This window comes from Streptomyces bluensis (assembly GCF_014650715.1).
Lineage (GTDB): Bacteria > Actinomycetota > Actinomycetes > Streptomycetales > Streptomycetaceae > Streptomyces > Streptomyces bluensis.
This window is the reverse complement of record NZ_BMVM01000003.1, coordinates 250,837-265,006: the sequence shown is the minus strand read 5'-3', so window position 1 is coordinate 265,006 and position 14,170 is coordinate 250,837. Positions and strand designations below refer to the sequence as shown.

Here is a 14,170-nt window from a genome sequence, read left to right as displayed (position 1 = left end):
TCCCGCCGTCCGCCCGGAAGGTGGGAGTTCGGCAACAGGATCCCAGCACCAGACAGTCGGCCGGAGTGGACCGAAAGTGGTGTGCCCCACACATCCCGGGGATGTGGAACGGGAAGAACCGGTCGTGGCGTTTGAGTTCGTACGGGGAATTCTCTGGGCTTTGGGGATTCGGCAACGATGGAGAAGCGTGTGATGACCAACAGTAGGCGGCGCAAGGGCCTCGCGGTCGCGTCCGCACTGCTCGGCGGGGTGCTGGTGCTCTCTGCGTGCAGCGGAGGCGACGACAGCAAGGCGTCCGACTCCGGCAACGGTGACACCTCGCAGGCCAAGGCCGACGAGGCGGCGGCCAAGAAGACCTCCGTCGCCGAGATCAAGATCACGCCGAAGGACGGCTCCGACAACGCGTCCATCAACAGCTCCGCCAAGGTCACCGTGGCCAAGGGCACGCTCACGTCCGTCGAGATGAAGACCGAGGACGGCACCGCCGTCGCCGGGGAGATATCCGCGGACAAGAAGAGCTGGGCGCCGAGCGGTCAGCTGGAGCGGGCGACCCAGTACAAGATCACGGCCACCGCCGAGGACTCCGAGGGCCGCGCGGCCCACGAGAACGCCACGTTCACCACCGTCTCCCCGGACAACAGCTTCCTCGGCTACTTCACGCCGGAGGACGGCTCCACGGTCGGCGTCGGCATGCCCGTCTCGATCAACTTCGACAAGGCGATCACGAACAAGGCCGCCGTGCAGAAGGGGATCACCGTCTCCTCCAGCTCCGGCCAGGAGGTCGTCGGCCACTGGTTCAGCCCGAACCGGCTCGACTTCCGGCCCGAGGAGTACTGGAAGGAGGACTCGACCGTCACGCTGAAGCTCGCGCTGGACGGCATCGAGGGCGCCGACGGTGTGTACGGCGTGCAGCAGAAGACGGTCACCTTCAAGATCGGCCGCAACCAGGTCTCGGTCGTCGACGCCCAGACCAAGCAGATGAAGGTCACGCAGGACGGCAAGGTCGTCAAGACCATCCCGATCTCCGCCGGTTCGCCCGAGAACAAGACGTACGAGGGCCAGATGGTGATCTCCGAGAAGTTCAAGGAGACCCGGATGAACGGTGCGACGGTCGGTTTCACGGACGACGACGGCAAGGGCGAGTACGACATCAAGGACGTGCCGCACGCCATGCGTCTGTCGACGTCCGGCACCTTCATCCACGGCAACTACTGGGGCGCCAAGTCGATCTTCGGCAGCGTGAACACCAGCCACGGCTGTGTCGGCCTCTCGGACACCAAGGGCGCCAACGACCCGAACACACCGGGTGCCTGGTTCTTCAAGAACTCGATGGTCGGTGACGTCGTCGTGGTCGAGAACACGGGCGACGCCACGATCAAGCCCGACAACGGCCTGAACGGCTGGAACATGGACTGGGCTTCGTGGAAGGCGGGTTCGGCGGTCTGAGCCGAACATCCGAACCCACCTCCTTACGGCGGCGGCACGGGCCCTGGGGGTCCGTGCCGCCGCCGTCCTCGTCGTAACACCCCCGCTCCCCTGACCGGCCGTAAGCGGAACGGTCCAGTCAACTGTTCACAGACGCCCCACTGTTGAGCATGCGTCAATCTCCCGGCATACTGCGTATTCCGGGGGGTGTGCACGCATACGTGTGCGAGCTGTCCCCTGGTCGGGCGAACGGTTGCTTCGCCCGGACCTCAGCTCCAGGGGGAGATTTGCGTAGACAAGTGAACAGAGCGAGCACGGCTGCGATCGCCATGGCTGCGGCCGTGGCCCTGGCGGCGGGTATGACCAGCCCGGCGTCCGCGGCGCCGGAACTCGCCACCGGCTCGAAAGCGGCCGACTTCTCGGCCAAGCACCGCATCACACTGATCACCGGTGACCGCGTCGTGGTCGACGCCAAGGGCCGCCCCGTCGGCTTCGAGCGCGCGAAGGGCCGGGACGGGATACCCGTCCAGGTGCGCAAGGCCGACGGCCACACTCTCGTGATACCGGCCGACGCGGCCCGCCTGATAGCCGGCGGCACGCTGGACGAGCGGCTGTTCGACATCACCGAGTTGAACAAGTCCGCGACCCGCAAGGCCCAGAAGAAGGGCCTGAAGCTCATCGTCGGTTACAAGGGAGCCGCCACGGGGGCCCGCGCCGACGTCCGCGACGCCGGTGACACCACCGTCCGCCGCACCCTCAAGACCCTGAACGCCGACGCGGTCCTCACGCCGAAGGACGACGCGGCCGAGCTGTGGAACGCGGTGACCGACACCGACGGCACCACCGCCTCCGGCATCGCCAACGTCTGGCTCGACGGCGTCCGCAAGGCCAGCCTCGACAAGTCCGTAGCCCAGATCGGCGCCCCCAAGGCGTGGGCGGCCGGCTACGACGGCAAGGGCACCAGGATCGCCGTCCTGGACACCGGTGTGGACAGCACCCACCCGGACCTCAAGGACCAGGTGATCGAGTCCAAGAACTTCACCAGCGCCGCCGACGCGAGCGACAAGTTCGGCCACGGCACCCACGTCGCCTCGATCGCGGCGGGCACGGGAGCGAAGTCCGGCGGGAAGTTCAAGGGCGTGGCCCCGGGCGCGAAGATCCTCAACGGCAAGGTCCTCGACGACACCGGCTCCGGTGACGACTCCGGCATCATCGCCGGCATCGAGTGGGCGGCCGCGCAGGGCGCCGACGTCATCAACCTCAGCCTGGGCGGGACCGACACCCCCGAGGTGGACCCGATGGAGGCCGAGGTCGACAAGGTCTCCAAGGAGAAGGGCATCCTCTTCGCGATCGCCGCCGGCAACGAGGGCGAGTTCGGCGAGCAGACCGTCGGCTCCCCGGGCTCCGCGGCCTCCGCGCTCACCGTCGGCGCCGTCGACGACAACGACAAGCTGGCGTCCTTCTCCAGCACCGGTCCCGGCCTCGACGGCCAGATCAAGCCGGACGTGACCGCGCCGGGCGTGGACATCACGGCCGCCTCGGCCAAGGGCAGCGTCATCGAGCAGGAGGTCGGGGAGAACCCGCCCGGCTACCTGACGATCTCGGGTACGTCCATGGCGACGCCGCACGTGGCGGGCGCGGCGGCCATCCTGAAGCAGCAGCACCCGGACTGGACGTACGCCGACCTCAAGGGCGCCCTCACGGGATCGGCCAAGGGCGGCGCGTACACGGCCTTCCAGCAGGGTTCGGGCCGGATCCAGGTGGACAAGGCCCTCAAGCAGACCGTGTTCGCCGACCCCGTGTCGGTGACGTTCGGTACGCAGCAGTGGCCGCACACCGACGACACGCCCGTCACCAAGCCGGTGACGTACAAGAACACCGGCAAGGACGACGTCACCCTCGACCTGACCGTGGCGGGCACCAACCCCAAGGGCCAGGCGGCCCCGGCGGGCTTCTTCACCCTCGCCGCGAAGACCGTGAAGGTCCCGGCGGGCGGCACGGCCTCCGTCGACCTGACGGTCAACACCAAGCTGGGCGGCACCGTTGACGGCGCCTACTCGGCGTACGTGACGGCCACGGGCGGCGGCCAGACCGTGCGCACCGCCGCCGCCGTGCAGCGCGAGGTGGAGTCGTACACCGTCACGCTCAAGGCGATCGACCGCGACGGCAAGCCCGCCGTGAACTACAACATCAACCTGGCAGGCGTCTCCGGCCTCGCCCAGGAGAAGTGGTACGCCCCGTACGACGCCTCCGGCACCGTCAAGGTCCGTGTGCCCAAGGGTGGTTACATCCTCGACTCCGGGGTCTTCGTGGACCCGGAGGACTTCACCAAGGGCGCCGACTGGCTGGCCCAGCCGAAGCTGTCCCTCACCAAGGACACCACGATCACGCTGGACGCCCGCAAGGCCAAGCCGGTCGACGTCACGGTGCCCGACGCGGGCGCCGAGTCCCAGTTCGCGTTGAGCGAGTACACGGTGGACGTGACGAACGGCGGCTACTCGTTCGGCTGGTGGCTGGACTCCTTCCAGGGCTTCCGCAGCGCCCACCTCGGTCCGCAGATCACCGACGGTTCGCTGCACCAGCAGTGGGACGGGCACTGGACCAAGGGCACCAACACCGAGTACGACACTGTCACCGGAGCCAAGGTCAAGCAGCTCGCCACCGGCTACACCAAGCACTGGAAGAAGAGCGAGCTGTCCACGGTGAAGGTCAACCTGGGCGCCTCCAGCAGCGACAAGAAGGGCTCCGTCACGGCGTGGGGCTATCTGCCCGACGGCTCCGGCGCCTCCGCCATCGGCATCGAGCAGAAGCTGCCCAGCACCCGGACGCTGTACCTGTCCGCCACGGGCGGCGTGAAGTGGGGCCTCGACTTCGAGCAGACCGGCGGGGTCGGCGAGGACGGCTGGCCCATCATCGACGCGAGCTACACGCTCGGTGCCGCGCAGACGTTCAAGGCGGGCCAGACCTACGAGAAGACGTTCAACACCGGCGTCTTCGGCCCCCGCATCGGCGGCTCGTACGGCATCACCCGCGACGGCAACACCATCAACGGCTACCTGCCGATGTTCGCCGACGGCAAGACACACGCCGGGGCGTCGCTCTACACCTCGGTGAAGTCGACGCTGTACCGCAACGGCACGAAGATCGTCGAGAACGACGACGCGCTGGACGGCGGCGGCGAGTTCAAGGTCCCGTCCGGTGAGGCCACGTACAAGCTGACCACGTCCATCAAGCGGTCCGTGAAGGTGGCCGCGGCCTCCACGCGGGTCGACACGAGCTGGGAGTTCAAGTCCAAGAAGACCAGCTCCCGGACGAAGCTGCCGGTCTCGACGGCCCGCTTCGGCGCACCGGTCGACCTCTACAGCCGCGCTCCGGAGAACAAGAAGGTCACCTTCCCGGTCACCGTCCAGGGCGCGGCCGCGGGCAGCAACCTCAAGTCGCTGTACGTGTACGTGTCGTACGACTACGGCCAGACGTGGACCAAGGTCACCGTCAAGGACGGCAAGATCACCGTCAAGAACCCGGCGAAGGGCAAGGGCATCTCGTTCCACGCCAAGATCGCCGACAAGAAGGGCAACAAGGCGACGGTGTCGGTCTACAACGCCTACTACGGCAAATGAACTCGCACTGAATGACTGAATGGTTGTCGAAGGGGTCGTCGGCTACAGGCCGGCGGCCCCTTCGGCGTCGCGCATTGTCGCGGATCATCGCGGATCACAGGTGTGGGGCCACGCGCCTGAGCTCGACTCCTGATCCGTTGCCGTCAACTCGAACCACACGGTCTTGCGGTCCGCCCCCGCCTCCACCCCCCACCGCCGCGCGCACGCACCGAGGAGAGCGAGACCGCGGCCGGATTCGTCCATGGTGGTCGCGTGCAGGAGTACGGGAAGTGCGCGCGGATCGGGGTCCGTGACCTCGACGCGGGTGCCGCCGGTGTCCGTGGGCAGGACGCGGACGGTCACCGGAGTTCCCTCGCCTACGTGGTCGATGACGTTCGTCACCAACTCGCTGACGCAGAGGCGCACGTCGAAGCTGTGGTGCCGGAGATGGTGGCGCAGTTCGGGGACGGACTTCGGGACGGCGAGCAGACTGAGTTCGAAGGTCACGGTGTGACGCCTTTGCTGGTTGCACTCTGTGATGAATCACTCACACTGTGACGTCAAGCCCGGTACCGTAAAAGAGGTTTCGCGTACGCGCCCCCAACTGCGGACCAGGCGGGGAGCGTTGCGGAAACCGTGGAAGTGGAACAGTCCGGCCGCACAGACCCCCACGGCGGTGAGCAATGGCACGACGCAAGGACATCGACGGCTCGATGAGCGTCCCGACCTTCTACGGCAAGGAGTTGAGGTGGCAACGGGAGGCCGCACGGCTCTCCCTGGAGCAACTGGTCGCGGGCAGCTTCTACGGCAAGTCGCACTTGAGCGACATCGAACGCGGGGAGCGGCGGATGCCGCTGGATCTGGCGCGGCATGTGGATGAGGTCCTGAAGACGGACGGCTACTTTGAGCGGAACTGTGAGGATGTGCGGAGGGCGCGGCTGGGAGCCCATGCTGACTACTTCGTCGACGTCGTGGAGATGGAGGAGCGGGCGCTGGACATCGAGGAGTGGGACCCGGCCTTGATCCCAGGGCCGCTACAACTGGAGCCGTACATCGAGGCCGTTGTGCTGGCAGCACACCCAACTGACTCAGAGGCAACGGTGGACGCGAAGATCGCGGCCCGCCGGAAGCGAGCATGGCTCTTCGAAGACCAGCAGGCACCCGAGAACTGGCTCGTTCTGCACGAGTCAATTCTCCGCCAGCCGATCATTGCGCCCGACGACATGGCTGATCAGCTCGCCCACATCGCGGAGGTGGCGCGCCGACGCCGTTCCTTTCCGCAGATCCTTCCGCGGAACGCAGGGGCGCATCCGTTCATGATGGGTACGACGAGGTTCATGACCTTTGCCGATGCCCCGCCGGTGATGTACACCGAGGGGATGTACAGCGGCCAGTTGATCGATGATCCGGGTCTCGTGAGGCAGTATGCGAAGGCGTACGGTCGACTCAGGGCTGCCGCTCTTCCTCCAGACGCATCCCTGAAGCTCATTGAGCAAGCAGCAGAGGACTACCGAAATGGCAAGTTTCCAGATCGACTTGAGTGACGTGCGCTGGCTCAAGAGCAGCTACAGCAACGGCGACGGCGGTCACTGTGTCGAAGTCGCCGACAACATCCCCGGCCTGATCCCCGTACGTGACTCCAAGGCCCCCGACGGCCCCGCCCTCCTCCTCGCCGCCCGCGCCTGGGCCCCGTTCGTCGCGACACTCAAGGCGGACGGGCTGGTCGGCTGAACCGCCTACGCCAAGGCCGCCGCCCTGCTGGCGGCGGCACCGCAGTGCGTCGACTACGAACGGGCCCGCCGGCAGCGACTACTCCGCTCCGCCGACAGCGGGGCGCCCAAGAGCGGACGCGCCCCGGCCGGAGGCCCGCGCGTCCGTTCCCCAACTCGCCAGCAAGCGCAGCGCCTCCGCCGACGGTGAGCCCGGCTCCGCGTAGTACGTGATCAGAGACTGTTCGCTGTCGTCGGGCAGCCGGAATGTCTCGAAGAACAGGGTGAGCTCGCCGACCAGCGGATGCCGCAGCCGCTTCACCCCGTGGCCCTTCTCCTTGACATCGTGCGTGGCCCACAGCCGCCGGAACTCCTGGCTCTTCACCGAGAGTTCCCCGACCAGCGCGGACAGCCGCGGGTCGTCCGGATGGCAGCCCGCGTCCATGCGCAGATAGCTCACCATGTCGGCCGCCTTGCCGTCCCACTCCACGAACAGCTCGCGGTACTCGGGCCGCAGGAACACCAGCCGCGCCCAGTTCCGCTCCTGGGCGGGCAGCTCGGACCAGTCCCCGAAGACGGCCGCCGCCATCCGGTTCCACACGAGGATGTCCGAGCGGCGCCCCGTGATGTACGCGGGGATACCGTCCAGCGTGTCCAGCAGCTGCCGCAGCGAGCTGCGCACCTGCTGCGACGGCGCCGACGCCTTCTTCTTGTGCGCCTTCGGCTTCGCGAGATGCGTCAGGTGGGCGTGCTCGGCGTCGCTCAGCCGCAGGGCGCGTGCGATGGCGTCGAGCACCTCCGCCGACACGTTGCGCCCGTTGCCCTGCTCCAGCCGCGTGTAGTACGCCACCGAGACGCCCGCCAGCTGCGCCAGCTCCTCACGGCGCAGCCCAGGCACGCGACGGTGCCGGCCGAAGTCCGGCAGCCCCACGTCCTCCGGCTTCAGCCGGGCACGCCGGGTCCGCAGGAACTCGCTGAGCTCGGCCCGCCGGTCCAGGGTGCCGCCGGCGTCGCCAGGGGACTCCTGGGCGCCGACCGGCCTGGCTTCGGGCTTTTCGTCCATGCCTCAAGTATTCACGGTCGTACGACCATGAGCCTGACCCCGCCAGTGGTAGGACCAGCGGTCGTACGCAAAGCCGTGACCTGGGCGAACCCTGGCGGCTGAGGCAGGCTGAAATCGCCCCCGGCCCGAAGGCAGGCCGGGAGCCCTAGCAGGATCACCCTCCGCTGTTTCCTAGGAGAACCCCCGGCATGACCACCACTGTCGCCGCATACGCCGCCCCCGCAGCCAAGGCTCCGCTGGAGCGCACCACGATCGAGCGCCGCGAGGTCGGTGAGTTCGACGTACTGATCGACATCAAGTTCGCCGGCATCTGCCACTCGGACATCCACCAGGCCCGCGAGGGGTGGGGCGAGGCCATATTCCCCATGGTGCCCGGGCACGAGATCGCCGGCATCGTCTCCGAGGTCGGCTCCGGCGTGACCAAGTACCAGGTCGGCGACCGCGTGGGCGTCGGCTGCATGGTCGACTCCTGCCGTGAGTGCGAGAACTGCGAGGCCGGCCTGGAGCAGTACTGCCTCAAGGGCAACATTCCGACGTACAACGGCATCGGCAAGGACGGGGAGCCCACCTACGGTGGCTACTCCCACAAGATCGTCGTTGACGAGTCCTTCGTCGTACGCATCCCCGACGGGCTCGCGCTGGACGTGGCCGCGCCCCTGCTGTGCGCGGGCATCACCACGTACTCCCCGCTGAAGCACTGGAACGCGGGCCCCGGCAAGAAGGTCGCCGTCCTCGGCTTCGGCGGCCTCGGCCACATGGGCGTCAAGATCGCGCACGCGCTGGGCGCCGAGGTGACGGTCCTCTCCCAGTCCCTGCGCAAGCAGGACGACGGACTGCGGCTGGGCGCCGACCACTACTACGCGACCAGCGACCCGAAGACCTTCGAGGAGCTGCGCGGCTCCTTCGACCTGATCCTGTCCACCGTGTCCGCCCCGCTGGACCTGGACGCCTTCCTGTCCCTGCTGAAGACGGACGGCGCCTTCGTGAACGTGGGCGCGCCCGAGGAGCCCGTCGCGCTCAACCTGTTCTCCGTGATCGGCGGCCGCAAGACCCTCGCGGGCTCCGGCATCGGCGGCATCCGCGAGACCCAGGAGATGCTGGACTTCTGCGCCGAGCACGGCCTGGGCGCCGAGATCGAGCTGATCGAGGCCTCCGAGATCAACACCGCGTACGAGCGGGTGCTGTCGAGTGACGTGCGGTACCGGTTCGTGATCGACACGGCGACGATCTGACCTTCGCGTGGCGTTTCTGGCGCTTTCGTGAGGGCCGGGGCCGGTGACACGGCTCCGGCCCTTCGTTGTCAGTGGGCTGGTGCATGATGGCGATGTGCTTGATCAACGGGCTTGACGAACAAGCTCGATCAACGGGGGACACGGGGGAGCTGACATGCAGGATCCACGGGGGAATCAGGGCACGCGTGCCCTGCGAGGCCCGTACGCAGAGCCATACGCGGAGCCGTACGCGCAGGGGCACCCGCAGGCCGACGCACCGCAGCAGGTGAGACGGTCCGTCGTGCCCCGGGAGGCCGGCGACTTTCGGCGGATGTGCGCGGTGGCCCTGGACACGATCTTCGCCTGGTCCGTGTGGTCCGCCGTGACGGCGGTGCTCGGCGAGGGCGAGTGGCTGCCGGGGCTGTCCGCGGGGGCCGAGCTCGGTTTCCTCGTAGCGGTCGTCGCGGGCGCCTCCTTCGTCAACCAGGTGCTGCTGACCCTGATGACGAGGGCCAGTGTGGGCAAGCTGCTCACCGGCATCCGCGTGGTGCGGGCGGCGGACGGCCGCCGCCCCGGCCCGTTCCGTCTCACCTGGCGCTGGCTCTCGGGCCTGTGCTGGCTGCCGCTCCAGCCGTACTACTGGCTCCGCTCCTGGATATCGATCCTCACGGGACACGTGTCCCGCGGCACGGTCCGCGACAACGAGGACGGCGAGCTGTACGAGGGGATATGCGGCCTGCGGTACGTGCGCCGCAGGGACCTCGCTCAGCCGGTGTAGGGCCTGCGGGCAGTGCCTGCGCCCCGAGTCCCCGTTCGCAGGACGGAGCGGAAGGGGCCGGAGGACGGATGGTGCGGCCGGGAGCCGGTGCCTAGCGTGGGAAGTGTCCTTGTGACGTCGTACGAGGAGCGCCGCGATGTCGCGCGCATCCCTCTCGTGCCGAGGAGGCTTCGCCATGTCCGTCGAGCTGAACCACACGATCGTCGCCGCTCATGACAAGAAGGCGTCGGCCCAGTTCCTGGCCGACATTCTGGGGCTGGAGGTGAGTCCGGAGTTCGGTCCGTTCGTCCCGGTCGAGATCACCAACGGCGTGACCCTCGACTACGCGGAGACATCCGAACCGATCACGCCCCAGCACTACGCCTTCCTCGTCTCGGAGGCGGACTTCGACGAGATCTTCGCCCGCATCCGGGCGGCCGGCCTCACCTACTGGGCGGACCCGTACCACCGCCGCTCAATGGAGATCAACACGAGGGACGACGGCCGGGGCGCCTACTTCGACGACCCGAACGGCCACCGGCTGGAGATCCTGACGCGGCCGTACGGCAGCGGAAGCTGACGGCTCGTCCGCTCTCGTCCTCCGCACTCTCTAGCTGTCGTCGTCCGCGCCGTCGTCGGGCACCCAGCGCAGTACGTCGCCGGGCTGGCAGCCGAGCGTGCGGCAGATCGCGTCGAGTGTCGTGAACCGTACGGCCTTGGCGCGACCGTTCTTCAGTACGGCGATGTTGGCGGGGGTGATGCCGACGGCATCGGCGAACTCGCCCACCGACAGGCCGCGTTTGGCGAGCTGGAGGTCGAGGTCGACGATGATCGCCATCAGACCACCTCGGCGATCTCGGTCTCCAGATCCGTCGCCTTGCGCAGAAGGCTTCGCATGATGACGACGAGCATCACGAACGACACCCCCACACCGACGCTCGCGACGGCCCCGGCCAGCGCGCCGATGACGCCCATGTTGTCGTCGGGGGAGGGGATATCGGCCAGCGCCAGATGCCCGGCGACCCCCACCGCCAGCAGCGTCGCCATGAAGGAGGACCCGATGATGATGTCGACCCATCGGAAGGCCCGCACGGTGAAGATCGCGTCGCGCTGGACCATGGTGAGCAGCATCCACACCGCGACGAGCGCGACCTGGATGCAGGCGACGCCGATGATCGCCACGGTCACGTAGGGCGCGGCGAACGGGGCGTAGGGAGGGAAGCGGTCGACCTCATCGGCTGCCATCGTGGGGATGACCACGATCTGACCGAAGAGAGCAAGGGCGAACGCAGCGACGATGCCGGCGCGGAGCGCGGCTATGAAGAAGCGATGCATGCATCGATTATCGATAGCTATCGATCGAAAATCAATCGATCCCGTTCAGTTGATCGATGTTCCTCGCGTGAGACCGCGCGGCACAGGGCTGATGACTAGAGGGCATCGAACGGGGGCACGATGCGGACAACGATGATCAGCGGTTCGCGCGGTGCCACCAGGAAGTAGAACCAGCCGCCGACGGCGTCCATGCGGCGTAGCCCGCCCGGTCGGGGACCGTTGCCGAAGTCGCTGACGTCGATGCCCATACTGGCAAGGTCGACAAGTTGGCCGGCCAGACGTTCCACTTCGGTCACCACGTGAACGGGGATGCCGCCTGTCACGTGGTCGTGGTCAGGGTCGTACTCCCAGCGCCAGTCCGCGCTCACCGGGCCGGGAGTCCGACGGCTGCGTGCGCTTCGTCCAGGAGTCGTCCGATCTCAGAGGCAGCCTGTCGTGCCTGGGCGGCATCGCCCGACTCGGCGGTGTCTTCCCAGCGGCGGAGGTCTGCTGCCAGGCCGGGCTGGCGCTGGATGTGGACATAGATGGCCCACTGGGCGATGAATCGGTGGAGCGGTGCCAGGTCGGAGCCCTGCCGGGACTGGTCGGCCGCTTGGTCCAACTCCCGGGTGAAGGCCGGCAGCGCGGCAGGAGCGATCTGGCTGATCGCCTGCCGTAGTGCGGCAACCGTGGCGGGGGGCTGGGGGATGAGCGGTTGCCCAGCGGCGGAGGTGGTCATGGCTACTCCCATGAGCGCGATTCTGATCCCATACGTCAGCGTATCGGGCATGAGTGACGCTCCACCGCTCGAACGAGTGAGGCAGAAGCGATACGGCTACCCGTCCAGGTGGGCCTGGGGCGGCCTCATGGGTCAGGTTGTGCTGCTGCCGACTCGGGACCCAAGCGTTTACCGCACCAGCGTGACCCCCGTCCCGCCGAGCCCGCAGTACCCGGCCGGGTTCCTGGCCAGGTACTGCTGGTGGAGCGCGCTCGCCGGATAGAAGGGGTGCTCCTCGGCCGGAAGGATCTCCGTGGTGATCTCGCCGTATCCGGCGGCGGACAGGGCCCGCTGGTAGGCCGCGCGGGTCTCCTCGGCAGCGGCGCGCTGGGCGGGGGAGTGGGCGAACAGGATCGACCGGACGTGGGTGCCGACGTCGTTGCCCTGGCGGAAGCCCTGGGTGGGGTCGTGGGACTCCCAGAAGAGGGTGAGCAGTTCGCGATACGACACCCTGGCGGGATCGAACACGACGCGCACCGTTTCCGCGTGCCCTGTCAGCCCCGTACGCACCTCGTCGTCCACGGGGTGGGGCGTGTATCCGCCCTGGAAGCCGACCAGCGTCGTCCACACCCCACCCGGAAGCTGCCAGTACCTCCGCTCGGCACCCCAGAAGCACCCGAGCGCGAAGTCCGCGACCTCGAAGCCCTCGGGGTACGGCCCCCGCAACGCCGTCCCGAGCACGGCGTGCCGCTCGGGCACCTCGTACGCGAGCGAGGGCCGCCCCGGAGGCGCCTCCTCCGGTGTGGGCATGCGCAGTTCCCGACTCCGACCGAACAGCACGGCTTCCCCTCACTTCCGGCACCGACGCGCCCCGCACCTCCTTGGGTGCCGACGCGCAAGCGAAACGTCGGCTTCCCATTCTCCGGGGTCGGCGCGGCCCGGCACAGGGCAATGGTCGGCCGACTTCGGCGGTAGGTGACGGTCAGTTGGGGGTGTCCGCGTGTGTGAGGGTCGTCCAGGCGTTGAAGTAGTCACAGCGTGCGCCTGTACCACGGGCCAGGTGACGCGGGCGGACCTAGCCGCGGTGGACGTCGTGGTCCTGGCCGTCGGCGGGGATGAAGTTGGCGTACTCCTCGATGCGCTTGATCTGTCCGGCATCGTCGAAGCCGAAGTAGACGGCGGCGTGGACCTCACCGCGCATGCCGTTTGTGGTGGCGACGTGGACCACGTGCTGTTGGAGGACTTCGCCCGGCTGGGAGAGCTGGCGCAGGATGTCGTAGCGCATCGATTCGATGGATTCGATCTGCCCTTCCATCCCGGCGATGTTCTCCTCGATGGACTCCTCGCCCTTGCCGTCGTTGTGCCAGACGGTGGCCGTCTCGGCGCACAGGGCGCGGGCGGTCTTCCAATCGCGGTTTTCCAGTGCGCGGAGGTAGGTGACGGCCTTGTTCTTCAGGTCCTGGCTCATATGGGTCTTCCTTCGTTAGACGTTGATGGGTTTCGCAGGGCGTATCAGTTCCGGGCGGTGGCGTGGATCAGGGCGCGCTCGCCGACCTCGACGCGCATCGGCAGGTGGTTGCCGGGCGGTGAGAGCGGACAGATGAACACGTCCGGGTTGAGGTGGTGGTGCGAGAGCGCGGCCTTGTTGAAGTCGACCGTCAGGGTGCTGCCGGGCTCCAACAGCGGCAGTACCAGCCAACGGCCGATCGTCGGCGTCGATTCGCCGTTGGTCTCGTCGGTGAAGATCACCAGGCGCTGGCCGGGGAAGTCCTGGAGGACGGCCAGGACGTACTCGGTGCCGTCGATGGTCACGGCCAGGTCGACGGGGGCCTGGATGGCTTCGGTGCTGCGCGGGGTGGTCAGCCGCGGCACCTCGATGCGGCGCCCTTCGGGAGCTGCTCGGTACTGGCCTTCGAAGACCCAGGCGGGGTTGTAGGGGAAGGCGTCGATGCCGGTGAGTCCGGCGCGCTCGACGCGGCCTTGGTCCATGACGACCAGGCCGTAGGAGCCGTCCGCGCCGCCGGCGAAGCCGACCCGGTTGTCCGGGAATTCCAGGCGGCTGCCGGAGGGTACGGGGCTCGTTCCGTCGACCAGGCTGCCGGCCACCCGCACGCCGTCGGCGACCTTGGCCGTCACGGTCAGGTCTCCCACTTCAGTGGTGCCCCATTCGCCGGGGATGCCCGGAAGCGTGTGCGGGCCCGGTTCCGTGATCTTGGCATTGGCGACGACCTTGGCCTTGCCGTTCGCTCCGGCTATCTCTTCCCACCGGCCTTGTCGCCAGGCTTCGTAGTCGGTGGGGATCTGCGGTGCAGTCATGAATGCTCCCTTTCCTCTCCGCCGCACGTGGGTCGCGGCGACAGCGCTGCGCGAGGCG

At 68.0% G+C, this 14,170-nt stretch carries 16 protein-coding genes; 7 read left to right on the top strand and 9 right to left on the bottom strand.

Annotation, left to right across the window (positions count from 1 at the left end):
* Positions 1-177 precede the first annotated feature (177 nt).
* Positions 178-1,446, top strand: a complete 1,269-nt coding sequence (locus tag IE262_RS11180) for a L,D-transpeptidase (RefSeq protein ID WP_189873237.1) — start codon at positions 178-180, stop codon at positions 1,444-1,446.
* A 308-nt stretch (positions 1,447-1,754) separates the two neighbouring features.
* Positions 1,755-5,045, top strand: a complete 3,291-nt coding sequence (locus IE262_RS11175; RefSeq protein ID WP_373305037.1) for a S8 family peptidase — start codon at positions 1,755-1,757, stop codon at positions 5,043-5,045.
* 84 nt (positions 5,046-5,129) lie between these two features.
* On the opposite strand, the gene IE262_RS11170 is transcribed toward IE262_RS11175, so the two are convergent.
* Positions 5,130-5,531: an ATP-binding protein gene (locus IE262_RS11170; protein WP_189873233.1), complete on the bottom strand. Its 402-nt coding sequence runs from the start codon at positions 5,529-5,531 to the stop codon at positions 5,130-5,132.
* 176 nt (positions 5,532-5,707) lie between these two features.
* On the opposite strand from IE262_RS11170, the gene IE262_RS11165 reads away from it, so the two are divergent.
* Together IE262_RS11165 and IE262_RS11160 are read left to right on the top strand one after the other, a co-directional pair.
* Positions 5,708-6,568, top strand: coding sequence for a helix-turn-helix domain-containing protein (locus IE262_RS11165; protein WP_189873232.1), 861 nt, complete (start codon positions 5,708-5,710; stop codon positions 6,566-6,568).
* Entirely contained in the window at positions 6,540-6,755 is a 216-nt protein-coding gene (locus tag IE262_RS11160; RefSeq protein ID WP_189873230.1) for a DUF397 domain-containing protein, read from the top strand. The genes IE262_RS11165 and IE262_RS11160 overlap by 29 nt, the downstream gene beginning before the upstream one ends.
* 78 nt (positions 6,756-6,833) lie before the next feature.
* On the opposite strand, the gene IE262_RS11155 is transcribed toward IE262_RS11160, so the two are convergent.
* Positions 6,834-7,796, bottom strand: coding sequence for a helix-turn-helix domain-containing protein (locus tag IE262_RS11155; protein ID WP_189873228.1), 963 nt, complete (start codon positions 7,794-7,796; stop codon positions 6,834-6,836).
* A gap of 188 nt (positions 7,797-7,984) precedes the next feature.
* Between IE262_RS11155 and IE262_RS11150 the strand changes: the two genes are divergently transcribed.
* The 3 genes from IE262_RS11150 (at position 7,985) to IE262_RS11140 (ending at position 10,344) form a co-directional block, all read left to right on the top strand.
* Positions 7,985-9,028, top strand: a complete 1,044-nt coding sequence (locus IE262_RS11150; RefSeq protein ID WP_189873226.1) for an NAD(P)-dependent alcohol dehydrogenase — start codon at positions 7,985-7,987, stop codon at positions 9,026-9,028.
* A gap of 154 nt (positions 9,029-9,182) precedes the next feature.
* The gene (locus tag IE262_RS11145) at positions 9,183-9,785 is read left to right on the top strand and encodes an RDD family protein (protein WP_229877209.1); all 603 of its coding nucleotides are present in this window, start codon (positions 9,183-9,185) and stop codon (positions 9,783-9,785) included.
* Between the two features lie 175 nt (positions 9,786-9,960).
* A complete protein-coding gene (locus IE262_RS11140; RefSeq protein WP_134029146.1) occupies positions 9,961-10,344 on the top strand; it encodes a VOC family protein in 384 nt (127 codons plus the stop codon).
* 30 nt (positions 10,345-10,374) lie between these two features.
* On the opposite strand, the gene IE262_RS11135 is transcribed toward IE262_RS11140, so the two are convergent.
* From IE262_RS11135 to IE262_RS11105, 7 genes are all read right to left on the bottom strand, one after another.
* A complete protein-coding gene (locus tag IE262_RS11135) occupies positions 10,375-10,602 on the bottom strand; it encodes a helix-turn-helix domain-containing protein (protein ID WP_134029148.1) in 228 nt (75 codons plus the stop codon).
* The gene (locus tag IE262_RS11130; protein ID WP_134029150.1) at positions 10,602-11,099 is read right to left on the bottom strand and encodes a DUF2975 domain-containing protein; all 498 of its coding nucleotides are present in this window, start codon (positions 11,097-11,099) and stop codon (positions 10,602-10,604) included. The genes IE262_RS11135 and IE262_RS11130 overlap by 1 nt, the downstream gene beginning before the upstream one ends.
* 95 nt (positions 11,100-11,194) lie before the next feature.
* Positions 11,195-11,467: a hypothetical protein gene (locus tag IE262_RS11125; RefSeq protein WP_189873224.1), complete on the bottom strand. Its 273-nt coding sequence runs from the start codon at positions 11,465-11,467 to the stop codon at positions 11,195-11,197.
* Complete coding sequence (locus IE262_RS11120; RefSeq protein WP_189873572.1) at positions 11,464-11,817, bottom strand: DUF6247 family protein; 354 nt, start codon at positions 11,815-11,817, stop codon at positions 11,464-11,466. The genes IE262_RS11125 and IE262_RS11120 overlap by 4 nt, the downstream gene beginning before the upstream one ends.
* Positions 11,818-11,985: 168 nt before the next feature.
* Positions 11,986-12,606, bottom strand: a complete 621-nt coding sequence (msrA, locus tag IE262_RS11115) for a peptide-methionine (S)-S-oxide reductase MsrA (protein ID WP_229877208.1) — start codon at positions 12,604-12,606, stop codon at positions 11,986-11,988.
* 265 nt (positions 12,607-12,871) lie between these two features.
* Complete coding sequence (locus tag IE262_RS11110) at positions 12,872-13,264, bottom strand: nuclear transport factor 2 family protein (protein WP_189873220.1); 393 nt, start codon at positions 13,262-13,264, stop codon at positions 12,872-12,874.
* A 44-nt stretch (positions 13,265-13,308) separates the two neighbouring features.
* Positions 13,309-14,112 carry a DUF1684 domain-containing protein gene (locus IE262_RS11105; protein ID WP_189873217.1) on the bottom strand — a complete coding sequence of 268 codons (804 nt, stop codon included), beginning with the start codon at positions 14,110-14,112 and terminating at the stop codon, positions 13,309-13,311.
* Positions 14,113-14,170: the final 58 nt, after the last annotated feature.

What these genes read in the sequence shown, in the direction of transcription:
- IE262_RS11150 (WP_189873226.1), top strand. Translation starts at nt 7,985, where the DNA reads ATGACCACCACTGTCGCCGCATACGCCGCCCCCGCAGCCAAGGCTCCG.
- IE262_RS11130 (WP_134029150.1), bottom strand. Translation starts at nt 11,099, where the DNA reads ATGCATCGCTTCTTCATAGCCGCGCTCCGCGCCGGCATCGTCGCTGCG.
- IE262_RS11110 (WP_189873220.1), bottom strand. Translation starts at nt 13,264, where the DNA reads ATGAGCCAGGACCTGAAGAACAAGGCCGTCACCTACCTCCGCGCACTG.
- IE262_RS11175 (WP_373305037.1), top strand. Translation starts at nt 1,755, where the DNA reads ATGGCTGCGGCCGTGGCCCTGGCGGCGGGTATGACCAGCCCGGCGTCC.
- IE262_RS11140 (WP_134029146.1), top strand. Translation starts at nt 9,961, where the DNA reads ATGTCCGTCGAGCTGAACCACACGATCGTCGCCGCTCATGACAAGAAG.
- IE262_RS11165 (WP_189873232.1), top strand. Translation starts at nt 5,708, where the DNA reads ATGGCACGACGCAAGGACATCGACGGCTCGATGAGCGTCCCGACCTTC.
- IE262_RS11155 (WP_189873228.1), bottom strand. Translation starts at nt 7,796, where the DNA reads ATGGACGAAAAGCCCGAAGCCAGGCCGGTCGGCGCCCAGGAGTCCCCT.
- IE262_RS11120 (WP_189873572.1), bottom strand. Translation starts at nt 11,817, where the DNA reads ATGACCACCTCCGCCGCTGGGCAACCGCTCATCCCCCAGCCCCCCGCC.
- IE262_RS11180 (WP_189873237.1), top strand. Translation starts at nt 178, where the DNA reads ATGGAGAAGCGTGTGATGACCAACAGTAGGCGGCGCAAGGGCCTCGCG.
- IE262_RS11135 (WP_134029148.1), bottom strand. Translation starts at nt 10,602, where the DNA reads ATGGCGATCATCGTCGACCTCGACCTCCAGCTCGCCAAACGCGGCCTG.
- IE262_RS11160 (WP_189873230.1), top strand. Translation starts at nt 6,540, where the DNA reads ATGGCAAGTTTCCAGATCGACTTGAGTGACGTGCGCTGGCTCAAGAGC.
- msrA (WP_229877208.1), bottom strand. Translation starts at nt 12,606, where the DNA reads ATGCCCACACCGGAGGAGGCGCCTCCGGGGCGGCCCTCGCTCGCGTAC.
- IE262_RS11145 (WP_229877209.1), top strand. Translation starts at nt 9,183, where the DNA reads ATGCAGGATCCACGGGGGAATCAGGGCACGCGTGCCCTGCGAGGCCCG.
- IE262_RS11105 (WP_189873217.1), bottom strand. Translation starts at nt 14,112, where the DNA reads ATGACTGCACCGCAGATCCCCACCGACTACGAAGCCTGGCGACAAGGC.